This is a genomic window from Pedomonas mirosovicensis, from assembly GCF_022569295.1.
Classification (GTDB): domain Bacteria; phylum Pseudomonadota; class Alphaproteobacteria; order Sphingomonadales; family Sphingomonadaceae; genus Pedomonas; species Pedomonas mirosovicensis.
Genome location: NZ_JAKFIA010000001.1, coordinates 438,051 through 461,652 on the forward strand (window position 1 = coordinate 438,051; position 23,602 = coordinate 461,652).

17 protein-coding genes and 3 pseudogenes are annotated in these 23,602 nt (G+C 64.4%); 11 read left to right on the plus strand and 9 right to left on the minus strand.

What is annotated here, in order from left to right:
* Window positions 1-97: 97 nt before the first annotated feature.
* Window positions 98-2,733: pseudogene (gene mutS, locus L0C21_RS02095) on the plus strand (DNA mismatch repair protein MutS).
* 9 nt (window positions 2,734-2,742) lie between these two features.
* Window positions 2,743-5,529: a [protein-PII] uridylyltransferase gene (locus L0C21_RS02100; protein WP_259276795.1), complete on the plus strand. Its 2,787-nt coding sequence runs from the start codon at window positions 2,743-2,745 to the stop codon at window positions 5,527-5,529.
* A gap of 239 nt (window positions 5,530-5,768) precedes the next feature.
* Here the strand turns inward: L0C21_RS02100 and dnaQ are convergent, their stop codons facing one another.
* The 4 genes and pseudogenes from dnaQ to L0C21_RS02125 form a co-directional block, all read right to left on the minus strand.
* Window positions 5,769-6,446, minus strand: coding sequence for a DNA polymerase III subunit epsilon (gene dnaQ, locus L0C21_RS02105; protein WP_259276796.1), 678 nt, complete (start codon window positions 6,444-6,446; stop codon window positions 5,769-5,771).
* Window positions 6,442-7,980: pseudogene (gene aroE, locus L0C21_RS16795) on the minus strand (shikimate dehydrogenase); the annotation flags it as partial. The gene dnaQ and the pseudogene aroE, both read right to left, overlap by 5 nt.
* Before the next feature lie 191 nt (window positions 7,981-8,171).
* Complete coding sequence (locus L0C21_RS02120) at window positions 8,172-8,804, minus strand: Maf family protein (protein WP_259276797.1); 633 nt, start codon at window positions 8,802-8,804, stop codon at window positions 8,172-8,174.
* On the minus strand, window positions 8,794-9,642 hold the full coding sequence (locus tag L0C21_RS02125) for a pyruvate, water dikinase regulatory protein (RefSeq protein ID WP_259276798.1): 849 nt from the start codon (window positions 9,640-9,642) through the stop codon (window positions 8,794-8,796). The genes L0C21_RS02120 and L0C21_RS02125 overlap by 11 nt, the downstream gene beginning before the upstream one ends.
* A gap of 278 nt (window positions 9,643-9,920) precedes the next feature.
* Here L0C21_RS02125 and hemE point away from each other — a divergent pair.
* The 4 genes and pseudogenes from hemE (at window position 9,921) to L0C21_RS02145 (ending at window position 13,556) form a co-directional block, all read left to right on the plus strand.
* Window positions 9,921-10,945, plus strand: a pseudogene (gene hemE, locus L0C21_RS02130) (uroporphyrinogen decarboxylase).
* 36 nt (window positions 10,946-10,981) lie between these two features.
* Window positions 10,982-11,434 carry a protoporphyrinogen oxidase HemJ gene (gene hemJ, locus L0C21_RS02135; protein WP_259276799.1) on the plus strand — a complete coding sequence of 151 codons (453 nt, stop codon included), beginning with the start codon at window positions 10,982-10,984 and terminating at the stop codon, window positions 11,432-11,434.
* 151 nt (window positions 11,435-11,585) lie between these two features.
* A complete protein-coding gene (gene rho / locus L0C21_RS02140) occupies window positions 11,586-12,842 on the plus strand; it encodes a transcription termination factor Rho (protein ID WP_259276800.1) in 1,257 nt (418 codons plus the stop codon).
* A 72-nt stretch (window positions 12,843-12,914) separates the two neighbouring features.
* Complete coding sequence (locus L0C21_RS02145; protein ID WP_259276801.1) at window positions 12,915-13,556, plus strand: YjbE family putative metal transport protein; 642 nt, start codon at window positions 12,915-12,917, stop codon at window positions 13,554-13,556.
* A 136-nt stretch (window positions 13,557-13,692) separates the two neighbouring features.
* Here the strand turns inward: L0C21_RS02145 and L0C21_RS02150 are convergent, their stop codons facing one another.
* The 4 genes from L0C21_RS02150 to L0C21_RS02165 all read right to left on the minus strand — a co-directional run bounded on the left by L0C21_RS02150 (window position 13,693) and on the right by L0C21_RS02165 (window position 16,800).
* Complete coding sequence (locus tag L0C21_RS02150; protein ID WP_259276802.1) at window positions 13,693-14,664, minus strand: quinone oxidoreductase family protein; 972 nt, start codon at window positions 14,662-14,664, stop codon at window positions 13,693-13,695.
* Window positions 14,661-15,563 (minus strand): glycerophosphodiester phosphodiesterase family protein, encoded by a 903-nt coding sequence (locus L0C21_RS02155; RefSeq protein WP_259276803.1) that lies wholly within the window; start codon window positions 15,561-15,563, stop codon window positions 14,661-14,663. The genes L0C21_RS02150 and L0C21_RS02155 overlap by 4 nt, the downstream gene beginning before the upstream one ends.
* Before the next feature lie 19 nt (window positions 15,564-15,582).
* Window positions 15,583-16,284, minus strand: coding sequence for a dienelactone hydrolase family protein (locus L0C21_RS02160; RefSeq protein ID WP_259276804.1), 702 nt, complete (start codon window positions 16,282-16,284; stop codon window positions 15,583-15,585).
* Between the two features lie 63 nt (window positions 16,285-16,347).
* Window positions 16,348-16,800 (minus strand): methylated-DNA--[protein]-cysteine S-methyltransferase, encoded by a 453-nt coding sequence (locus L0C21_RS02165; RefSeq protein ID WP_259276805.1) that lies wholly within the window; start codon window positions 16,798-16,800, stop codon window positions 16,348-16,350.
* 118 nt (window positions 16,801-16,918) lie between these two features.
* On the opposite strand from L0C21_RS02165, the gene mnmE reads away from it, so the two are divergent.
* From mnmE to L0C21_RS02190, 5 genes are all read left to right on the plus strand, one after another.
* On the plus strand, window positions 16,919-18,223 hold the full coding sequence (gene mnmE, locus L0C21_RS02170; RefSeq protein ID WP_259276806.1) for a tRNA uridine-5-carboxymethylaminomethyl(34) synthesis GTPase MnmE: 1,305 nt from the start codon (window positions 16,919-16,921) through the stop codon (window positions 18,221-18,223).
* A 269-nt stretch (window positions 18,224-18,492) separates the two neighbouring features.
* Window positions 18,493-20,376 carry a tRNA uridine-5-carboxymethylaminomethyl(34) synthesis enzyme MnmG gene (gene mnmG / locus L0C21_RS02175; RefSeq protein ID WP_259278794.1) on the plus strand — a complete coding sequence of 628 codons (1,884 nt, stop codon included), beginning with the start codon at window positions 18,493-18,495 and terminating at the stop codon, window positions 20,374-20,376.
* Window positions 20,373-21,020, plus strand: coding sequence for a 16S rRNA (guanine(527)-N(7))-methyltransferase RsmG (gene rsmG / locus L0C21_RS02180; protein ID WP_259276807.1), 648 nt, complete (start codon window positions 20,373-20,375; stop codon window positions 21,018-21,020). Before mnmG ends, rsmG begins: the two co-directional genes overlap by 4 nt.
* Window positions 21,017-21,817, plus strand: a complete 801-nt coding sequence (locus L0C21_RS02185; RefSeq protein WP_259276808.1) for a ParA family protein — start codon at window positions 21,017-21,019, stop codon at window positions 21,815-21,817. The genes rsmG and L0C21_RS02185 overlap by 4 nt, the downstream gene beginning before the upstream one ends.
* 29 nt (window positions 21,818-21,846) lie before the next feature.
* Complete coding sequence (locus L0C21_RS02190) at window positions 21,847-22,815, plus strand: ParB/RepB/Spo0J family partition protein (RefSeq protein WP_259276809.1); 969 nt, start codon at window positions 21,847-21,849, stop codon at window positions 22,813-22,815.
* A 280-nt stretch (window positions 22,816-23,095) separates the two neighbouring features.
* Here L0C21_RS02190 and L0C21_RS02195 read toward each other — a convergent pair whose 3' ends face one another.
* Window positions 23,096-23,524 carry a GNAT family N-acetyltransferase gene (locus L0C21_RS02195; RefSeq protein ID WP_259276810.1) on the minus strand — a complete coding sequence of 143 codons (429 nt, stop codon included), beginning with the start codon at window positions 23,522-23,524 and terminating at the stop codon, window positions 23,096-23,098.
* Window positions 23,525-23,602: the final 78 nt, after the last annotated feature.

Sequence of the window (23,602 nt, forward strand, 5' to 3'; positions counted from 1 at the left end):
TTCCTCTACGCTCACCGCTAAAACTGGTCCGATGTACAGAAACTCACCCGACGCGTCTATCAAAGCCAACACGCCCGTAACGGCCGGTGCAACGCCAATGATGGCTCAGTATCTTTCAGTCAAGGCCGAGTATCCTGACTGTTTGCTGTTCTATCGCATGGGTGACTTTTACGAATTGTTTTTTGAGGACGCCCGGCAGGCCGCCGCTGCCCTCGATATCGCCCTCACCCACCGGGGCAAGCACCTGGGCGAGGACATCCCCATGTGCGGCGTGCCCATCCATGCCGCCGAGGGGTATCTCGCCCGCCTCATCAAACACGGCTTCCGCGTCGCCGTTGCCGAGCAGATGGAAGACCCGGCCGAGGCCAAGAAGCGCGGCTCCAAGTCCGTCGTGCGGCGGGAGATCGTGCGCCTTGTCACCCCCGGCACGCTGACGGAAGAGACGCTGCTCGACACCCGCGCCAGCAACTACATCGCCGCCCTTGGCGAGGCGCAAGGCACGCTGGCCCTTGCCTGGTGCGACATGTCGACGGGCCGGTTCTGCACCATGGCGCTGACGCCGGACCGGGTGGAGGCGGAGATCGCCCGCCTCGCGCCCGCCGAACTGCTCTACCCGGACAACCTCCAGCCGCCCGCCGTGTGCGAGGTGACCGGCACCTCCACCACCATCATGCCCCGCCACCGGTTCGACAGCCTCAAGGGGGCGGAACGCCTGAAGGGGCTGTTTGGGGTCTCCAGCCTCGACAGTTTCGGGGAGTTTTCGCGGGCGGAAATGTCCGCCGCCGGAGCGCTGGTCGACTACCTCGACGAAACCCAGAAGGGCGCGCTGCCCCGCCTTTCGGCCCCCGTCGGGAAGAGGCCGCAACCGTCATGGCGATCGACGCTGCCACGCGGTTCTCGCTGGAGCTCACCCGCACCACGGGTGGCGAGCGCAAGGGCAGCCTGCTTTCCTGCATCGATCTCACCGTCACCGGCGCGGGCGCGCGCCTGCTGGCCGATGACCTCGCCGCGCCGCTGACCGACTGCGACGTCATCCGCCAGCGGCTGGACCTGGTGAACTGGTTCTTCGAGGATACCATCATCCGCACCCGCACGCGGGATATCCTGAAAGAAACGCCGGACATGGAGCGGGCGCTCTCCCGCCTCTCCGTGGGCCGGGCCGGGCCGCGAGACATCGCCGCCATCCGCAGCGGGCTCACCCAGGCGCTCAGCCTCAAGGCAACCCTGCTGGACGCCTATGGCCAGCCCATCGCCGCCTGCGCCATGCTGGAGGAGCAACTGGGGCGCATCGGCGCGCACGGCGAACTGCTGGACCTGCTCTCCCGCGCGCTGGTGGCCGAGCCGCCCGTCGCCGTGGCGGATGGTGGCTTCATCGCCAGCGGCTTTGATGCGACGCTCGATGAGCTGCGCTCCTTGAGCGCCGACGGCCGCCGGGCGATCGCGGCGCTCGAAGCCCGCTATCGGGACGAGACTGGCATCAACACGCTCAAGATCAAGCACAACAACCTGATCGGCTATCACATCGAGGTGCCGGCCAAGCAGGCAGACCCGCTGCTGGCCAACGATACTTACGTGCACCGCCAGACCATGGCGGGCGCGGTGCGCTTCTCGACCGGCGAACTGGCGGACCTCGCCCTTCGCATTTCGCAGGCGGGGGACCGCGCGCTGGCGCTGGAGAAGGAGCATTTCGAGGCGCTGCGGACGGCAATCCTGACCGACGGGCAGGCGATCGGCCTGACTGCCGCCGCGCTCTCCCGGCTGGACGTGGCCTCGGCGCTCGCCGAACTGGCCGCTAAGGACAGCTGGTGCCGCCCGGAGGTAACGCCGGACAGCGGCTTCCACATCGAGGGCGGCCGCCACCCGGTGGTAGAAGCGGCGCTCAGGAAACAGGGCCAGCCGTTCGTCGCCAACGATTGCGACCTGCGGTCGGAACGCCGCGTGTGGCTCATCACCGGCCCCAACATGGCGGGTAAGTCCACTTTTCTCAGGCAGAACGCGCTTATTGCCATCCTCGCGCAGATGGGATCGTTCGTGCCCGCGCGCACGGCCAGCATCGGCGTCGTCGACCGTTTGTTCAGCCGCGTCGGCGCGGCGGACAATCTGGCGCAGGGGCGCTCCACCTTCATGGTGGAGATGATCGAGACCGCCGCCATCCTCAATCAGGCGACGGAGCGCTCCCTCGTCATTCTCGACGAGGTGGGGCGCGGCACGGCGACCTACGACGGCCTTTCCATCGCCTGGGCGGTGCTGGAGCACCTGCACGAGAACACCCGCTGCCGCACCCTGTTCGCCACCCACTATCATGAGCTGACCGCGCTTGCGGAGCGCATGTCCGCCATCGCGCTCTACACCGTGCGGGTGAGCCAGTGGAAGGACGAGCTGGTATTCCTGCACGAGATCGCGCCGGGCGCGGCCGACCGCTCCTACGGTCTTGCGGTTGCCAAGCTGGCGGGCCTGCCCGCCCCGGTGGTGCGCCGCGCGCAGGATATCCTCAACCGGCTGGAGCAGCCCGGCAATCAGGCAGGGAGCGCGAAGGACGGCGGGGCCAAGGCCGCGCTGGAGAGCCTGCCGCTGTTCGCCGCCGCCCCGGCAGAGGAGCCGGCAGCTAAGGCTGGCCCCGATCCGCTGCGGGAAGCGTTATCCGCCGTGCGCCCCGATGACCTGACCCCACGGCAGGCACATGATCTCATCTACCAGCTTATATCGTTGGCAGAGAAACCCGATCCCTCGTAGGCTGAGCCCATGAAAGAGCTGTTCGCCAAGATCCCCAACCGCCGCGCCATCATCAACCGGCCTGTGATCGCCGACCAGATCGCAGAGCTGGCGGAGGAAGGCGGCGACGCCGGGGATCTGCGGCGAAAGGCCGTCGCCATTCTCAAGAAGGCCTTGACGACCGGACGCATGGAGCTGCGCCGGCGCATGCTGGAGGACGAGACGCGAGGCAAGCAGCTGGCCCGCGCCTATGCCTTCCTGACCGACCAGATCGTGCGCCTCAGCTTTGATTTTGCCGCCCGCGTGCTTTACCCGCGCGCCAACCCCACCCAGGGCGAGCGGCTGAGCCTATGCGCCGTGGGCGGCTATGGACGGGGCGAGATGGCGCCGCATTCCGACGTCGATATCCTGTTCATCACGCCCTACAAGCCGACGCCGTGGACCGAGCAGGTGGTGGAAGCCACCCTTTACATGCTGTGGGACCTGCGCCTGAAAGTGGGCCACGCCAGCCGCACTATCCCTGAGATCATCCGCTATGCGCGGGAGGACCTGACCATTCGCACCGCGCTTCTGGAAGCGCGCTATGTATGGGGCGACGAGGCGCTCTACGACGAGGCCCGCGCCGCCTTTTACCGCGATGTCATCCCCGGCACCGAGCAGGACTATGTGCGCGACAAGCTGGCCGAGCGGGACCAGCGCCACAAGCGCATGGGCGACAGCCGCTATGTGGTGGAGCCCAACCTGAAGGAGGGCAAGGGCGGCTTGCGCGACCTGCACACTCTGTTCTGGATCGGCAAGTACATGCACCGCACGGCCGATGTGAGCGAACTGGTGGAGAAGGGCCTGCTGCGCGCCGGAGAGTTGCGCCAGTTCCTCAAGGCCGAGGAGTTCCTGTGGAGCGTGCGCTGCCACCTCCATGACCTGGTGGGCCGCGCCGACGAGCGGCTGACCTTCGACGTGCAGCGGGAGCTGGCCGCCCGCCTGAAATACGCCGACCGGCCCGGCGCCTCCGGCGTCGAGCGGTTCATGAAACACTACTTCCTCATCGCCAAGCAGGTGGGGGACCTCACCCGCCAGTTCCTCGCGCACCTGGAGGAAAGCCAGAAGAAGCGGCCGCTATGGCGACTGCCCGCGCTCAAGCTGCGCTCCCGCAAACTCGCAGGCTTCGTGCTGGCGGACGGGCGCATCTCCGCCCCCTCGGAAGACTTCTTCCGGCAGGAGCCGATCCGCCTGTTGCAGCTGTTTCATTTGGCCGACCAGCATGGGGTTGAAATCCACCCGCAAACCGTGCGGCAGGTGGCGCGCGATGCCTCCATGATCGGCACGCGGCTGCGCGAGGACCGGGAAGCCAACCGTCTGTTTCTCGAGATCCTCACCTCGCGCAACAGCCCGGAGAAATCCCTGCGCCTGATGAACGAGGTGGGTGTGTTCGGCCGCTTCGTGCCGGACTTCGGCCGCGTCGTCGCGCAGATGCAGTACGACATGTACCACCACTACACGGTGGACGAGCACACCATCCGTGCCATTGGCCTGCTCTCCCGCATCGAGAAAGGCGAGCTGAAGGACGATCACCCGACCGGCACAGAGCTGATGCAGAAGATGGTCTCGCGCCGGGTGCTCTATGTTGCCGTGCTGCTGCATGACATCGCCAAGGGTCGCAAGGGCGACCACAGCGAGCTGGGGGCGGAAGTAGCGCTGCGCCTGTGCCCCCGCTTCGGCCTGACGGCGGCGGAAACGGAAACCGTCTCCTGGCTGGTGCGGTATCACCTGCTGATGTCCAACGTCGCCTTCAAGCGCGACCTGGCCGACTTCAAGACCATCCTCGACTTCGCTGACCAGGTGCAGAGCCCGGAGCGGCTGAAGCTGCTGTTCCTGCTCACCTGCGTCGATATCCGCGCCGTCGGCCCCGGCGTGTGGAACGGCTGGAAGGGCCAACTGCTGCGCGAACTCTATGCCGCCGCCGAGGAGGTGCTGCGCCTCGGCCACAAGACCGTCGGCCGGCAGGAGCGTATCAACGCCAAGCAGGACCAGCTTGCCGAGCAGCTGAAGTGGAGCGAGCGGCGCTTCAAGGCCTATCGCACCCGCTTCTTCGATGCCTACTGGATCGCCGAGCCGCAGGATGTGCTGGCGCTGAATGCCGAGCAGGTTCATGCGGCGGACAAGGCCAAGAAGCCGCTCTCTATCTCGACGGTGGTGGACGAGAACGCAGGCACCACCCTCGTCTCCCTCTACGCCGCCGACCACCCCGGCCTGTTCTACCGCCTCGCGGGCGCGATCTCGCTGGCGGGCGCGAACATCCTGGGCGCGCGCATCCACACCACGCGCGACGGCATGGCGCTCGACAACATCACCATCGAATGCGCCACCGGCGGCGCATTCAACGAGCCTGACCAGATCCTGCGCCTCGAACAGACCGTCGCTGAAACCCTTGCGGGCCGGGTGAAGCTGAAGGACCGGCTGGCGGCCAAGCCGCTCCTTCGGGCGCGGGCCGAGGTCTTCCACGTGGAGACCAACGTGCTCATCGATAACATGGCATCCAACCGCTACACGGTGGTCGAGATCAACGCCACGGACCGCCCCGCCCTGCTGTTCTCCCTCACCTCCATCTTCTACCAGGCCAAGGTGACGATCCACTCCGCCCACATCGCCACCTACGGCGAGCGCGCCGTGGACGTGTTCTACATCACCGACCTCACCGGCGGGAAAATCACCAACGCCAACCGTTTGAAGGCGCTGGAACGCCGCCTGCTCGCCGCCATCGACGGCACGGACGGCGAAGAGGAAGTTCCTGCCACGAGCCCGGTAGCGGCGGAGTAGGCCGGAATTACTTTGTTTTTTGCAGGGGTCTTGGACCCCTGCACCCCGTTTGTTTACGGGGACGCACCTGGTTTTACTGGCGTTACCTGCTGGATGAAGGGTGCGGCCCGATAATTTTTATTTTGTTATTGAAACGTGTGTCAGCGAGCACTGGAAGCGCGGCACAATCAAGCGAACGGGAGTGCAGAGGGTCCGAGACCCTCTGCAAAAAACTATAAAACAGTCAAAAAGATAAGCGATTACGCCTGACGCCAGATGGGCGGCTTTTTCATCTTGTCGAGGAAGGCGGCGTGGGCGGCGAGTTCTTCTTCGGTCGGCTCGTGCGGGCGGGGCGCGCGCCAGGTGCGGACCACCTTGATTTCCTCTGTCGCCGAGGCAACGTCGGCGACCAGTTCCAGCCGGTTCTGCCGCCCGCCCATGAGTTCGAGGTAGACCTCGGCGAGCAGCTGGGCATCGAGCAGCGCGCCGTGCTTCACGCGGGCCGAGCGGTCGATGCCGAAGCGGGTGCAGAGCATATCCAGCGTCGCCTTGGCGCCGGGGAACTTGCGCTTGGCGATTTCCAGCGTGTCGACCATGCGGCGGGCCGGCAGGATATCCCGCCCGATGTTCCGTAGCTCCCAGTTGATGAAACGGAAGTCGAACTCGGCGTTGTGCGCCACCAGGGGCGCATCGCCGATGAACTCCAGAAACTCGTCCGCGATCGCGCCGAAGATCGGCTTGTCCTTCAGCATTTCGGTCGTGATGCCGTGCACCTCGACCGCCGCGGCCGGAACGTCGCGCTGGGGATTGATGAGCAGGTGCAGCGTGCGGCCCGTGGGCAGCCGGTCGAACAGCTCGACGCAGCCGATTTCGATGAGCCGATCGCCCTTCTCCGGGTCGAAGCCCGTGGTTTCGGTATCAAAAACGACTTCACGCATGGTCTTGCCCGTCTGTTCTTCTTCTTAGCGGCAATGCACTTTCCGGCGTGCTTTCCAGCCCGGCTGCCGCGGCGGCCAATGTCTCGCTTTTTTCCGCGAAGGCAACGGATGATGCGCTCAACCGCTGCATTGGCGGGCGCAAGGCCAAGGCCCGACGGGATGATGAAATCGGCGAGGCGGCGCTTCTCCCGATCCGGCATCTGCTTGGCGAGGATCTGGCGGAACTTCTGCTCCGTCATGCCCGGCCGGGCGAGCACCCGCTGGCGCTGGATCAGGTACGGCGCGCTGACGACCGCCGTCGCGTCACAGGTGCGCCAGCCCTCGCCCTCGAACAGCAGGGGCACGTCCAGCACCACCAGAGGGCGGCGCGCCCGCGCCTGGGCGGCGAGCCAGCGCCGGCGGGCCACATCGACCATGGGGTGAAGGATCGCCTCCAGCGTGCGGAGCGCCAGCGGATCGCCGAACACCATGGCCCCCAGCTTCTGGCGATCCAGCCCCTCGGGGCCGGTGGTGCCGGGAAACGCCGCCTCGATGAACGGCAGCGCCGCGCCCCCGGCCCCTGCAACCGGCGCACGGTTGCATCCGCATCGAACACGGGCACGCCATGGCGGCGGAACATGCGCGTCGCCGTGGACTTGCCCATGCCGATGGAGCCGGTGAGGCCGAGGACGATCATGCCAGCAGCCGCGCCCCTCAGCTCCGCCTCGGATGCTTCATCGCTCGGCGGTTCGGCATCGAAGAACAGGCGGAAGGCAACCTTCGCCTGCCCTACCAGCATGGTAAGGCCATCGATGGCGACAAGGCCGCGCCGCCTGGCGTCGCGCAGCAGGTCGGTCTCGATGGGCGCGTAGACCACATCGTAGACCACCGCATCAGGGGCGACCGGCGACAGATCGAGATTCAGCGGCGGATAGCCCTTCATGCCGAGGCTGGAGGAGTTGACGACCACCGCCGCGCCAGCCAGCGCCTTCGCCTGCTCCTCGAACCCATAGGCCCGGCCCCTGAGGCCGAAATGGGCGAGCAGCTCCTTGGCCTTGTCCTGCGAGCGGTTGATGAGCCGCACTTCGGAAACACCCAGCTCCTTCAGCGCCGCCAGCACCGCCCGCGCCGCGCCGCCCGCGCCCACCACGCAGGCGGGCCGCCCCGCCAGCGCATAGGCGCGTAAGGGTTCGGCGACGCCCACCACATCCGTGTTGTGGCCAACGAGCCTGCCCTCGTTTGTCACCACCACCGTGTTGACCGCGCCGATCATCCGGGCGGCGGGGACAATCTCATCCAGCGCGTCCATCACCGCCTGCTTGTGCGGAATGGTGACGTTGACGCCGCGCAAGCCCAGCATTGGCAGCGCGCGGACGGCGGTTTTCAGCCCCTCGGGCGCGACGGGAAGGCGCACATAATGCCCGTCGATCCCCAGCAGCTTCATCCAGTAACTGTGGATGATGGGAGACTTGGACTGGGAGATGGGCCAGCCGATTACACCGGCAACCGGCGGATTGGGCCGGGTTGGGGTTACGGATTCATTTGCAGCGGACATTGGATGACAGCACCGTCTTATTAAGTTTTTTGCAGAGGACTGGGGTCCCCTGCACCCCGTTCGTGTTATCGGACCGTGTTTCGGTAAGCCTCTGGAAACACGGCCATTTTAGCTCAAACTCCAGAAAGCGTCTGAAACGCCTCCGGAAAGGAATGGGGGCGTGGGGGTCCGCGACCTCCACAAAACACCCCCTACCTCACTAGCACCTTGCGCTCGCGCAGGTAGTCCAGCACCGCGAGCAGCGGCAGGCCGAGGATGGTGAAGAAGTCTCCGTTGATGCGGCTGAACAGCTGCGCGCCCCGCCCTTCCAGCCGGTAGCAGCCGACGCAGCCCAGCAGCGCCTCGCCCTCGTGGGCGAGGTAGTCGTCCAGAAACGCTGGGCTGAAGTTCCGCATGCTCAGCGTTGCGGTATCGACGAAGCGCCACACGGCCTGGCCGTTCTGGGCGATGACAGCAGCGGAGATGAGCTTGTGCTCCTGGCCCCGCAGCAGTTCCAGATGCGCGCGCGCTTCCTCCAGCGAGCGCGGCTTGTCCAGCATCTCAGCCTTGCCGAAGCTCAGCACCTGATCGCAGCCGAGCACCAGCGCGCCGGGGATGCGTTGCGAGATTTTCAGCGCCTTGGTTTCGGCCAGCGCATCGGCGATGGCGCGGGGGCTGGCCTTCTGCGCCTTGAGACTGGCCTTCAGCTCATCTTCGTCCACGCGGGGCGGGATCGCCTCGAACGGCACGCCCGCCGCCGTCAGCATGGCCTGTCGGCTGGCGCTGGTGGAGGCCAGGATAAGGCTTGGCGCGGGCGGCCCGCCTTTGGTTGGATCACTTGCCATTTCCGCTCCCGTTCCCATTCCCGTTCAGGGCCTCCTGACGCTGGGCCAGATAGTTGAGGATCGCCGCCGCCGTCTCCTCGATCGAGCGGCGGGTCACATCGATAACGGGCCAGCCGTGCTGCGTAAACAGGCGGCGGGCGAAGGTGATCTCAGCCGTCACCTCGTCCTCGCGCACATAGTCGCTGTCGGTGGACTGGTTGAGCGTGAGCAGCCGGTTGCGGCGGATCTGCACCAAGCGCTCCGCCGAGGTGGTGAGGCCGATCACCAGCGGCCGGGTGAGGCGGAACACGCTCTCGGGCAGCGGAATGCTGGGCACCACCGGCACGTTGGCGGTCTTGTAGCCGCGGTTGGCGAGATAGATGCTCGTCGGTGTCTTGGACGTGCGGGAGACGCCCAGCAGCACGATATCCGCCTCGTTCAGCGTTTCGGCCGACTGGCCGTCGTCGTGCGCCATGGTGAAGTGCATGGCCTCGATGCGGTTGAAATAGGCCGCGTCCATGAGGTGCTGGCGGCCGGGCAGGCCGCGCGCCGTCTGGCCGAGGGTCTGGCTCAGCGCCTGCAGCACCGGATCGAGCACCGAAATGGCGGGCAGGCCCATTTGCAGGCAGCGGCTTTGCAGGCGGTCCCGCGCGGCCGGATTGACCAGTGTGAACAACACCAGGCCCGGCCGCTGGGCGATCTCTTCCATCACCCGCTCGATCTGCCGTTCGGAGCGGATCATCGGCCAGAAGTGTTTGACGGCCTGCACGCCCTCGAACTGGGCGAGACACGCCTTTGCCACGGATTCCAGCGTTTCGCCTGTGGAGTCCGACACGAGATGAAGATGGAGCCTGGTCATAAGCCTGTGGATAACTGTGTGGAACGCGCCTTGGTGGAAAGGGGATATCCCGGTCATCCACGCCAGCCGGTGAGTCGTGCCCAACTTATCCCCAAATTATGCCCATGGGGATGAAATTTCAGGCTTCCTGGGGATAATGGGGATAAGTCTGGGGAGGGCGCGGAATCCCTTCACAAACGCGACCGAAAGAGCCATGGCCAGGCTGTGGATGACCCGTTAAACCCGATTCACACCGCACAACTACAGCCACAGACTCTTTGATTCTTAAAGGAAGGATATTGGTAGTGGAGACGAAGCCTTTGTTACGCGTGCTCGCCGGCGAGCGGCTCGATCCACCCCCCGTCTGGCTCATGCGGCAGGCCGGACGCTACCTCAGCGAGTACCGCGAAGTGCGCGCCAAGGCCGGCTCCTTCCTCGATCTCTGCTACAATCCGGACCTCGCCGCCGAGGTGACGCTGCAACCCATCCGCCGGTTCGGTTTCGATGCGGCCATTCTGTTCAGCGACATTCTGGTGGTACCGCATGCGCTGGGGCAGAAGCTGTGGTTTGCGGAGGGCGAAGGCCCGCGCTTGGCTCCCCGCATGGCGGAAAGCACGCTTGAGGCGCTGACGCCTGCGCCAGAGCGCCTGCAACCGGTGCTGGAGACGGTGCGAAAGGTGAAGGCCCTCCTCCCCCTGAGGTGACGTTCATCGGCTTTGCAGGAGCGCCCTGGACCGTTGCCACCTACATGGTGGAGGGGCGCGGCAGCCGCGACCAGGCGACGGCGCGATCCATGGCCTATCAGGAGCCGGAGCGCTTCCAACAGCTCATCGACAGAATTACCGAGCAAAGCATTTCTTACCTCCTCGGGCAGATCGAGGCGGGCGTTGAAGTCGTGCAGATCTTCGATAGCTGGGCCGGCACCTTGTCGCCCGAACAGTTCCGGCAATGGGTGATTGCGCCGACCAAGCGCATCGTGGAGGCCATCCAGGCACAGCATCCCGGCTTCCCCGTTATCGGCTTCCCGAAGGGCGCAGGGGCCAAGCTGGTGGAATATGCCGAAAAGACTGGCGTGACCGCCGTTGGCCTCGATGAAACGGTTGATCCTCGCTGGGCCAACGATGCCCTGCCCAAGGGGCTGCCGGTGCAGGGCAACCTTGATCCGCTCGCCCTGCGCGCGGGCGGCGCGGCTCTAACCCAGGCGGTCGATGCGATCATGGAATCACTTGACGGGCGGCCACATATCTTCAATCTCGGCCATGGGATTCTGCCGGACGTTCCGGTGGCTCATGTGGAACGGCTGCTGGCGCGGCTGCGCCGGTAATGCGGGGCCGGTAAAATGCGGGGGAGGTAACGAGGCGTGGCAGGTTTTCTGGGCGATGCCTACCTGTGGGTGAAGGCATTCCACCTCATCGCCGTGATTTTCTGGGTGGCGGGCATGTTCATGATGCCCCGCTTCTTCGCCTATCACGCCGAGGAGAATGCCACGCACGGCGTCGGCTCGCCCGTTGACCTGACCTGGCGGGAGCGCGAGCGCCGCCTGATGCGGATCATCATCAACCCGGCGATGATCGTTGCCTGGGTCCTGGGGTTGATGCTGGCGTTCAATATCGGTTGGATGGGCGGCTGGCTGCACGCCAAGGTTGCGATTGTGCTGCTGCTTTCCGCCTATCACGGCTTCCTGTCCCGCTGGCGGAAAGAATTCGCGGCCGGGAACAACCCGCGCACGACCAAGTTCTACCGGGTGGTCAATGAACTGCCTACCCTGGCAGTTGTTGTCATCGTTATTCTGGTTATCGTAAAGCCGTTCTAATTAGGGTTCGGTATTAAGCGACGCTTGACTTCCACAACAGTGCTGCTTACCTGCTCATGAGCCATGTGCCGGTCTGGCACGGCCCTTCTCCTACCCTTCCCGCGTGCATCATCGTTAAGCAAACCGCGGACTCCTACCATTAGGCACAGCTATGCATTTGCAAGACCTCAAGCGGAAAACGCCGGCTGAACTCGTGGCCATGGCCGAAGAGCTGGGTGTCGAGAACGCCTCTACCCTGCGGAAGCAGGACCTGATGTTCTCCATCCTGAAGCAGATGGCCGAAACCGACGTCCAGATCATGGGCGGCGGCGTCATCGAGGTTCTGCCGGACGGCTTCGGTTTTCTGCGGTCGCCCGAGGCCAACTATCTGGCCGGTCCCGACGATATTTATGTCTCTCCCTCCCAAGTGCGCCGCTTCGGTCTGCGGACCGGCGACACGGTTGAAGGTGAGATCCGCGCTCCCAAGGATGGTGAGCGCTACTTCGCCCTGGTCAAGGTTTCGACCATCAACTTCGACGAGCCGGACGTTGTTCGTCATCGCGTCAACTTCGACAACCTGACGCCGCTCTATCCGAACGAGAAGTTCACCCTCGATCTTTATGATCCGACCCGCAAGGACATGTCCTCGCGCGTCATCGACATCATCTCGCCGCAGGGCAAGGGCCAGCGCGCCCTGATCGTGGCGCCGCCGCGCACCGGTAAGACCGTGCTGCTGCAGAACATGGCCCACGCCATCACCGCCAACCACCCGGAAGTCTACCTCATCGTTCTCCTGATCGATGAGCGCCCGGAAGAAGTGACCGACATGCAGCGCTCGGTGCGCGGCGAGGTCATCTCCTCCACCTTCGACGAACCGGCCGCGCGGCACGTGCAGGTGGCAGAAATGGTCATCGAGAAGGCCAAGCGCCTCGTTGAGCACAAGCGCGACGTGGTGATCCTGCTCGACTCGATCACCCGCCTGGCACGCGCCTACAACACCGTGGTGCCCTCCTCTGGCAAGGTGCTGACCGGCGGCGTGGACGCCAACGCCCTCCAGCGGCCGAAGCGCTTCTTCGGCGCGGCCCGCAACATCGAGGAAGGCGGCTCGCTGTCGATCATCGCCACCGCGCTCATCGATACCGGCAGCCGCATGGACGAAGTGATCTTCGAAGAGTTCAAGGGCACCGGCAACTCGGAAATCATTCTCGACCGCAAGGTGGCCGACAAGCGCATCTTCCCGGCCATCGACGTGGGCAAGTCCGGCACCCGCAAGGAAGAAATGCTGGTGGACAAGGGCACGCTGTCCAAGATGTGGGTGCTGCGCCGCATCCTCATGCAGATGGGCACGGTGGATGCCATGGAATTCCTCCTCGACAAGATGAAGGATTCCAAATCCAACGAGGATTTCTTCGCCGCGATGAACCAGTAAGGCCAAACGGCGTCCTCCCACAGGACGCCGTTGGCTTTTGATGGCGAGTTTGGCTGAGCAGAGGACGTTATCGTGGAGTCACTTTTACAAGGCGTGGTCGATACGGCTGCGCTGGCCGCCTTCCTCCAGGTGGTGCTGATCGACATTACCCTGGCCGGCGACAATGCCATTGTGGTGGGCTCCTTGGCAGCGGGCCTGCCCAAGGCTGACCAGCGGCGGGTCATCTTCATCGGCATTCTTGCCGCGCTGATCCTGCGGATCATCTTCGCGTTGGTCGCCTCCCAGCTGCTCGAGATCATTGGCCTGCTGCTTGCCGGCGGCATTCTGCTTCTCTGGGTCGCATGGAAAATGTACCGCGAGTTGCATCCCGCCAAGCCTCAGAGCGACGAGAATGGCGACGGCATTCCCGAGGACGGCAACGTCAAGCCGGTCAAGTCCTTCGCCCAGGCTGCCTGGGCCGTGGCGCTGGCCGACGTTTCCATGAGCCTCGACAACGTGCTGGCCGTGGCCGGCGCGTCGCACGAGCACCCGTGGATCATGGTCTTCGGCCTGGTTCTCTCGGTTGCCCTCATGGGCGTGGCCGCAGGCTTCATCGCCCGCGTCATCGACCGCTTCCGGTGGATCGCCTACGTGGGCCTTGTCGTAATCATTTACGTGGCCCTCAAGATGATCTGGGAGGGCTGGCACCAGGTTGCGCCCTTCATTGGCGCGTAACGGCCGCCAGATCATCGCCGAACAGCGAAACGGGCGTTGGGAGAGATCCCGACGCCCGTTTTGTTTTTGGGGTTTGAAGGGATTTGTGCAGGAACTGCGGACCCCTCCTGCATAAAAAAGACCAACCGGCGAAGCCCTATGGCTCGATGATCGTGCAGCCGGTGGTCTTGCGCGCGGCGAGCGCCCGGTGGGCTTCAGCGACGTTATCGAGCGCGAAGGTCTGCTCGATCTCCACCTTGAGGTCGCCCTTCAGGATCTTGTCGAACACCTGGGCGCAGTAGCGCTCCCGATCTTCGGGGGTGGCGTAGTAGTGCACCAGCGTCGGCCGGGTGACGTAGAGCGAGCCCTTGGTGGCGAGGATGCCGAGATCAACGCCCGTCACCGGACCGGAGGCGTTGCCGAAGGAGACCATCAGCCCGCGCGGCTGGAGGCAGTCGAGGGATGCGGCGAAGGTGTCCTTGCCGACCGAGTCATAGACCACAGGCACGCCCTTGCCGTTGGTGATCTCCTTCACGCGGGTGGGAACATCTTCCTCGCGGTAGAGGATCACGTGGTCGCAGCCGTGGGCGCGGGCGAGGTCCGCCTTCTCCTTGCTGCCCGCCGTGCCGATGACGGCTGCGCCGATGGACTTGAGCCACTGCACCGCCAATAGCCCCACGCCGCCCGCAGCGGCATGCCACAGCACCGTTTCGCCCTTCTTGACGGTGTGGGTGCGGCAGACGAGATATTCAACTGTACAGGCCTTCAGCAGGCTTGCGGCGGCAATGCGGTCGTCCAGTCCCTCGGGCAGCTTGACGGCCCTGTCGGCCGGAAGGGTGCGATACTCTGCATAGGCGCCGACCGGCCCCCAGGCATAGGCGATGCGGTCTCCCTTGCTCAGACGCGTCACCCCCTCGCCCACGGCCTCGACGACGCCTGCGCCTTCCTGCCCCGGCGTGAAGGGCAGCGGCAGGGCATAGAGCCCGCTGCGGTGGTAGGTATCGATGAAATTCAGCCCGATGGCGGTGTGGCGCACCAGCACCTCGCCGGGACCGGGCGTTGGCGTTGGCAGATCCACCAGTTTCAGGACTTCCGGGCCGCCTGTCTCGTTAACCTGAATGGCTTTCATGATTTGTCCTTCGTGTCCGCGATGCAAGTGTCCAGGGCCGCGTCCAGCGCCTGCTGCGCCATGGCCGGCCTGTCAGTGGCAACGATCGTGACGCCCTGACGGACGAGATCGGCGTATTCGGAAGGGTTGCCGTCCGCCAGATAGGCTTCATCAAGGCGCGTTTCCTCCGGTCCCAAGGTGCCGAAGATGGCCTCCACGCCCTCCCGGCGCAGCGCCGCCCAGAGGGCGGGATTGGGCGTGCGGGTGCCGGTGAAGGCGATCAGCCGGGTCAGGTCGAACCCTTTCTGCTGCAGGGTGGTAAGGTCCCCCGCTGACCAGATGGGAGCCGAAATCATCACCTGCGGTTCCAACCGGTGAACCTTGAGGGCATCCTTCAGGCTATAGGTGATGATGACCACCTGCCCCGTCATGCCTTCGGATTGGACGGCGGCGATCACGTCCTCGAAGCGCGTCTTTCGTTTGACGTCCAGCTGAAGCCAGGCGCCAGCTTTCTTCGCCCAACGGAGCGCCTCGACAAGGCTGGGCACCGTTTCCGGCACCGGCTTGCCCTGCGCGTCCTTCAGGGAAACGGATTTCAGGCGCTCAAATGCGATTTCGCTCACCGGCCCGGCGCCGGTGGTCGTCCGGTCGAGCGTGTCGTCATGAAGAAGGACAAGCTTGCCCTCGCGGGTCGCCGCCACATCCACCTCCAGAAGGCGGATGCCTGCTTGCCAAGCTGCCTGAAGGCCTGAGAGGCTGTTCTCGGGCGCTTCAGGGGCCAAACGCCCCCGGTGGGCCGATGCCAGGCCGATGTGGCTTTCACGCAGGCAATCGAGCTGCGTGGTTAGATCATCGGCCTGGGCTTGCGGCCCGGCCAGCGGCAGCAAGGCTGCCGCCAGCGCGAGGGCGTCGGATTTCACCCGGTTTCGTGCCACGCTGTTAGCGGAGATGCTCGGCGAAGAATTCAGTGGTGCGGCCGTGCGCCAGGTCGGTGGCTTGCCTGTCGAAGTTTTGGCCGTTGATGCGGGTGAAGGCGTGGTCCACGCCCGGATAGTCGTAGATCGTCACCTGCGGGTGATCGTCGAGCGCGGCATGGATCTGCGCTTGCGCGTCCTTGCTGACGAACCGGTCTTCCTGGGCAATATGCATCAGCAGCGGCCTGGTGATGTTGGCGGCTTCATCGAGCATCTTCTCGATGGTGACGCCATAGTAGGCGGCATTGGCATCCGCGTTGGTGCGGGTGGCGCACATGTAGGCCAGCCGCCCGCCGAGGCAGAAGCCGACGGTGCCCACCTTGCCGGTGCAGCCATGAACCTCGCGCAGGGAATCAATGGCGGTCTTCAGGTCCTCTATCCCCTTGTCCAGATCCAAGCCGTTCATCAGCGACATGGCCTTGGCCCATTCCGCCTCGGTCTTGTCGGTGATCTGCACGCCTGGCTCCTGCCGCCAGAAGAGATCGGGCGCGAGCGCGAAATAGCCCTTCTCGGCCCAGGCGTCGCACTTGGCGCGCACGTCGTGGTTCACGCCGAAGATTTCCTGGATGACCACGATGCCGGGGCCGGTGCCGCTGGCCGGTTCCGCCAGATAGGCGCTGAAGCTGCCGGAGCCGTCGCTTGCGGTAAGGCTGATCTCGCGTCCCATTGATCTCTCCTTATATCTTTGAAAAGTTTTCGAAAAAATCAGATACGCCAGAAACTTTGCCGGTCAATGACCCAGCGCACCTTCAAGGCGCAGCAGCATGGTCTTGGTCTCGGTGCCTTCGCCGAAGCTGTAGAAATCCCGGCTTGGCGTTGCGCTCAACACCCGGTGGCATGGGATAAGAATAGGAATGGGATTCCGCGCGCAAGCTTGTCCGACCGCGCGGGCCGCAGTGCCAATCTCATTGGCGATTTGTCCGTATGTTTTGGTTTGGCCGTAAGGAATGGCCGACATGGCTTGCCAGATCTGCTGGCGGCGCGGCGTGCCATAGGGCGCAAGCGGCAGGGCGAAATTCTGAAGCTTACCGTCGAAATAGGCGTCCAGCTGCTCGCGCGCCTCCCGTAACAAGGGTGTTTCCTCCTGCTCGCTGCCCCACCCCCATTCAACGGCAACGATCTGTCCCTCGTCCTCGCACACGGTGATATCGCCAATGGGCGTGTGGAGAGAAATGGTGGGCATGAGGCATCTCCGGCGGATAAGAACGACTGTGCCCGGATTCTTAGCACGAACAGGCGCTTGCGAGGGAAGAGTTGATAGGCGTATGCCGACCACTGAAGAGAACGAAGGTGGCTGAGCGATGAGTGAGACGATCTTCGCCCTTTCCTCGGGGCGCGGCCCGGCGGGCGTTGCGGTAGTGCGCGTCTCGGGCTTGAGGGCGGGCGATGCGGTCACGCTCCTCACCGGCCAGCCAGTCCCTGCGCCTCGCATGGCGGCGCTGCGCCTGCTGCACGACCCGCACGATGGGGAAGTGATCGACCAGTCTCTCCTCCTCTGGTTTCCCGCGCCGAACAGCTTTACCGGCGAGGACGTGGCGGAGTTTCACGTGCACGGCGGCCCGGCGGTGGTCTCCGGCGTCCTCACCGCCCTTGGGCAGCAGCCGGGCCTGCGCCCGGCCGAACCGGGCGAGTTCACCCGCCGCGCCTTCCTTGCTGGCAAGATGGACCTGACCCAGGTGGAGGGCCTTGCCGACCTCATCAACGCCGAAACCGAAGCCCAGCGGCGCCAAGCCTTGCGCCAGATGCAGGGCGTGCTGGCCAATCTCTACGAAGGCTGGCGCGAGCAACTGGTGCGGGCCCTTGCCTATGTGGAAGCGGACATCGACTTCGCCGACGAGGACGACGTACCCGAGCACGTCTCGGCGCAGGTGAAGGACGCTATCGAGCGGCTGAGCGCAGAGATTGCAAGCCACTTGGCGGACGGCAGCCGGGGCGAGCGGCTGCGCGATGGCCTCGGCGTTGCCATCATCGGCAAGCCGAACGCGGGAAAATCCAGCCTGCTCAACGCCTTGGCTAAGCGGGAGGTGGCGATCGTCTCCAACATCGCCGGCACCACGCGAGATGTAATCGAAGTACACCTGAACCTCGGTGGCTATCCGGTCACGCTGATTGATACGGCTGGCTTACGGGAGACTGATGACCCGGTGGAAGCTGAGGGCGTTGCCCGCGCCCGCGCCCGTGCCCAGGCCGCTGACCTGCGCCTGCACCTCACCCCTTACGGGGAAGAGCCGGAGACAACGGAGGGCGAAAGCCTCTCCGTCATCACCAAGATTGATCTCGGCGGCGGGTCTCCCGGCCACCGCGACGGCCGCTTTTACATCTCCGTCGTTACCGGCGCGGGGCTTACCGAACTGGTCGCCCACCTCGCCGACTGGGCAAGCAAAGCCCTCGGCGGCGGCGAATCCGTGCTCCTCACCCGCGAACGGCACCGCCATGCGCTCGAGGCCTGCCGCGCTCACCTGCACGCCGCCCTCACCCAGCCCGATCTTGTCCTGATGGCGGAAGACATGCGCCTTGCCGCCCGCGCCTTGGGCCGCATCACCGGTCGCGTGGACGTGGAAGACCTGCTCGACGTGATCTTCCGCGATTTCTGTATTGGGAAGTAGCAAAAAGGGGGGTCTTGGATCCCCTTTAGATCCCCCTTCGCTTTGACGGGCCGTGCCTGTGACTTCGCTTGGGGGACTGACTGAACGGTTGATGCAGGGTGCGGCCCGATAAAAATTAGGGAGTGCAGAGGGTCCGAGACCCTCTGCAAAGAAAAAATGTTCCACGTGGAACATCGTCCCATGACCCGCCCCACTCCATCACTGGATGTTTCACGTGAAACACCGCTGTGCCGTTTGACTTCCGGCCGCCGAATCCATAGGGATGAGAGATCATGCCAAGCTACGACGTTATCGTTATCGGCGGGGGTCACGCCGGCTGCGAAGCCGCAGCGGCTGCCGCGCGCCTGGGCGCGAAGACCGCACTCATCACGCACAAGATTGAAACTATCGGCGAGATGTCGTGCAATCCTGCCATTGGCGGGCTTGGCAAGGGCCATCTGGTCCGCGAGATCGACGCGCTCGATGGCGTGATGGGTCGGGTGGCGGACGCGGCGGGCATTCAGTTTCGCTTGCTCAACCGCCGCAAGGGTCCGGCCGTCCAAGGGCCGCGCGCGCAGGCAGACCGCAAGCTCTATCGCCGGGCGATGCAGGACATGCTGCTGAACTACCCTAACCTCACGGTTGTGGGCGCGGCTGCGGAAGACCTCACCTACGCAGAAACGGAGAGCGGCCCGGTCATCAGCGGCGTGGTGCTGGCGGACGGCACGCGGCTTTCCGCCGGCGCTGTCGTGCTGACCACGGGCACCTTCCTGCGCGGTGTTATTCACATTGGCGAGAAGCAGATTCCAGCGGGTCGCGTTGGGGAGCAGCCATCCATCGGCCTGTCGGATACGCTGGCCCGGTTCGGCTTTGCTCTTGGCCGGTTGAAGACCGGCACCCCTGCCCGGCTGGATGCTCGCTCGATCGACTGGGCCGGGCTGGAGCCGCAGCCGGGTGATGACCCGGCCGTGCCCTTCTCGTTCCTGACGAAGCAAATCACCACGCCGCAGGTGGCCTGTTACATCACCCGGACTACGGCGAAGACGCACGAGATCATCCGCGCCAACATCCACCGCGCGCCCATGTATGCGGGGCGGATCGAGGGTGTGGGCCCGCGCTATTGCCCGTCCATTGAGGACAAGGTGATGCGCTTTGCGGACAAGGACAGCCACCAAATCTTCCTTGAGCCGGAGGGGCTGGACGACGTTACGATCTACCCGAACGGCATTTCCACCTCCCTGCCGGAAGAGGTGCAGGATGCTTTCCTGCGGACCATTCCGGGGCTGGAGCGGGTGAAGATCATCCGCCCCGGCTATGCCATCGAGTATGACTTCGTTGATCCACGCGAATTGAAGCCCAGCCTTGAGACGCTGAAGGTGAAAGGTCTTTTCTTCGCCGGGCAGATCAACGGCACCACGGGCTACGAGGAAGCGGCGGCGCAAGGGTTGCTCGCCGGTCTTAACGCCGCCCGGATCGCGGGCGGCAGCGCGGAGCCATTCCTCATCGATCGCGCCGATGCCTACCTCGGCGTGATGGTCGATGATTTGACGACGCAGGGAACGCGCGAGCCTTACCGCATGTTCACTTCCCGCGCCGAGTATCGCCTGCGTCTGCGGGCGGATAATGCGGACCAGCGGCTGACCCCGCTCGGGCTGGAACTGGGCTGCATCAGCGCCGAGCGCGCGGCGGCCTTCCGCCAGAAGATGGACGCGCTCGCCAAGGCGCGGGAGATGGTGGAAAACCGTTCCCTCTCCCCCAACCAGGCGGCGAAGCACGGCCTCAGCGTCAATCAGGACGGCATCGTCCGCACGGCGTTCGAGCTGATGCGCTACCCGAACATCGACTGGGCACGGCTCGTCTCGGTATGGCCAGAGCTGGGCGACGTGGACCCGGCGGTTGCCGAGCAGGTGGAGATCGACGCCAAGTACGCCACCTATATCGACCGCCAGGCCGAGGATATCGAAGCCTTCCGGCGCGATGAGGCCCTGCGGCTGCCGGAGAATCTGGACTATGCGGCGGTGATGGGCCTGTCCGCCGAGTTGCGGGAGAAGCTGGCTGTCGCCCGCCCGGCCACGCTCGGCGCAGCGGCACGGTTGCAGGGTGTGACGCCCGCGGCGCTCACCGCCCTCCTCGCCTATGTAAAGAAGCAAGCCAACCGGCGGTCAGCAGCATGAGTGATGCAGTACAGGAAACGTCCGGTCCCGAGGTGCTGACCGGCGTTGTTGATGTTTCACGTGAAACACTGAGCGCCCTCAACCGCTACGTCCTCATGCTTCACGACTGGCAAACCCGGCTCAATCTCGTTGGCCCGGCCACCCTGCCGGATGCCTGGCGGCGGCATATCCTCGATTCGGCCCAGCTGTTCCGGCTGGTCGAAAAGCCGGAAGAGACGGTGTGGATGGACATGGGCTCGGGCGCGGGCTTTCCCGGCCTTGTCATGGCCATCATGGGCGTGGGCGAAGTGCATCTGGTTGAGTCGATTGGCAAAAAGTGCCGTTTCCTGGAGGCGGTGGTGGATGCGCTCGCCCTGCACGACCGGGTGATCGTCCACAACGAGCGGCTGGAGAAGATGGATCGCTTCAAGGCGGATATCATCTCGGCCCGTGCCTTGGCCAAGCTGGCGCAACTGTTTGACTGGGGGCATCCTTTCGCGGCATCATCCACCCGCTGGCTCATGCTCAAGGGTCAGGATGTTGAAGCGGAACTGGCTGAAGCCCAGCAAAAGTGGGCCTTTGAGTACCACTTGCACGCCAGTCTGTCGGACCCGCGCGGCCGTGTCGTCGAGGCATGGGGCGTGGCGCGAAAGGCCAGGAAATGACGGGTAACTCCCCTGCTTGCCGAATCTTTGCCATTGCCAACCAGAAGGGCGGCGTGGGCAAGACCACCACGGCGATCAACCTTGCCACCGGCATGGCGGCCGTGGGACGCAAGGTGCTGGTGATCGACATGGACCCGCAGGGTAATGCCTCCACCGGCCTTGGGCTGGACCGATCCAAGCGCGGCCTTTCCGCCTATCAACTGTTGCTGGGAGAAACCACGGTTGCCGAGGCCCGGCAGGAAACCGTGGTGCCCAACCTGTGGCTCATCCCCTCCACCATCGACCTTTCGGGTGCGGAGGTGGAACTGGTGGATATGGAGCAACGCAGCCACCGGCTGAAGAACGCCCTCGCCGAAGGCTGCGAAGAGTACGATTACGTCCTCATCGACTGCCCGCCCTCGCTTGGGTTGCTGACCATCAATGCGCTGGTGGCGGCCGAAGGCGTGCTGGTGCCGTTGCAGTGCGAGTTCTTTGCGCTGGAAGGCCTCAGCCAGCTGCTGCAAACCATCGAGCGGGTGCGCGCCAGCTTCAACCCCATGCTCGGCATTTCCGGCGTCGTGCTCACCATGTACGACAAGCGCAATCGCCTGTCCGATCAGGTAGCGGCGGATGTGCGGAGCTGCCTCGGCAATCTGGTGTACGAAACGGTTATCCCCCGCAACGTGCGGCTTTCCGAAGCGCCATCCCACGGCAAGCCGGCGCTGCTCTACGATCACAAATGCCTTGGCTCCGAAGCCTATATGAAGCTGGCAACGGAAATCCTGCGGCGTATGGAAACGGCTGTGGAAGCAGCTTGACGCGACCTTGACTTGAGGACTGGTAAGACATGGCGAATCCCAAACAACCGAAAGGGCTGGGCAAAGGGCTTGAAGCCATTTTCGGTGATTACAACGCCAGCGTGATTGACCCATCGCGCGGCATGGGAGGCTTTGCTGTCGCTGGACAGGTCAGTAAACAACCGGACGAAACGGCGACCGCCTCCGCCACGCCGCGCCAGGCCCCGCAGCGTATCGCCATTGAAAAGATTGTCCCCAATGCCAAGCAGCCGCGCCGCAGCTTCTCGGACGAAGCCATTGATGAGCTGGCCCGCTCCATTCGCGAAAAGGGCATCCTCCAGCCGCTGTTGCTGCGCCCTGCCCCGAACCGCCCCGGCTTTTACGAGATCGTGGCGGGCGAGCGTCGCTGGCGCGCCTCGCAGCGGGTGCCGCTCCACGAGCTGCCAGCGATCGTCAAGGATCTGGACGACAGCACCACGCTGGAAATCGCCCTTATCGAGAACATCCAGCGACAGGATCTGAATCCCATCGAGGAGGCGGAGGGCTATCGCCGCCTGATTGATGAGTTCAGCCACACGCAGGAAGATATCGCCAAGCTGGTGGGCAAGAGCCGCAGCCATGTCGCCAACCTGCTGCGCTTGCTTGACCTGCCGCCCTATGTGCGCGCCCTGCTGGCCGAAGGCACCCTCACCATGGGCCACGCCCGCGCGCTGGCCAACACGCCGGACCCGGCCAAACTGGCCGATGAGGTAATCGAAAAGGGCCTCAGCGTCCGCCAGACCGAGTTGCTGGCGCAGGAAGCCAAGAACCCGAGCGTCGCTGCCAGCCCCAAGGCCGAAGTGAAACTGAAGCCGGGCAAGGATGCCGACACCATGGCTCTGGAACGCGACCTCTCTGCCACCATTGGCATGGCCGTCACGATCACCGACCGCAACGGCCAGGGCACGCTGACCATCAGCTACAAAAACCTCGACCAACTGGACGAAATCTGCGCGCGGTTGACAGCCCAGCGGATGTGATCCCCGGTTGTTTTTTAGGTTTTGGTTTTTGCAGGGGGGCTATAGCCCCCTGCACCCCCTAACGTTTTTCGGGCCGCGTCCGTTTATTTGAGGATGCGCCTCTTTCCCTCTCTGATCGATAGGGACGCACCTGGTCGGTCCGTTGCACATCCATGAAATGATAGGGAGTGCAGAGGGTCTGCGACCCTCTGCAATGAGAAAACTCTGCAAAAAGCCCGCTTAAAGGGCCGTGTTTCCCTGCGATCCTAATTTCAATGTTTCACGTGGAACAGGAAGCGGATCAGCCCAGTGTCTTGCTCATGAAATAACGGGCCCCGCCCCGGGGGTGGCCCGGCAGTTCGCCGAACACGCTGAAGCCCAGCTTTTCGTAGAAACCCCGCGCCTGAAAGCTGAAGGTGTCCAGCCAAATTCCGGCTGCACCGCGGTCCATGGCAATGCGCTCTGCCTCCTGCATCAACTTGGTGCCGTAGCCGCCGCCCCGCAGGTGCTCCGGCACCACCAGCAGTTCTACAAACAGCCAATCATAGCCGAATTGGCCCCATAACCCGCCGACCGGGCGTTTGGTCTTCGGCTCCTTGAGCAGCAGAGCAATGAGTTCTTTGCGCGATGGCCCGGCAACACGGGTGTTATAATCCACCAGCGGCCCAACAATCGCGTCATACATGTCATCCGTGGGAGACGTGGACAGGACAATATCCACACGCGTCATAGGCAAGGCCCCTCCTCGCAGTCACAGGATGCCAAGGTGGCGCATCGTTCCTGCCCCGGCAAGCGGACATATGCTTTG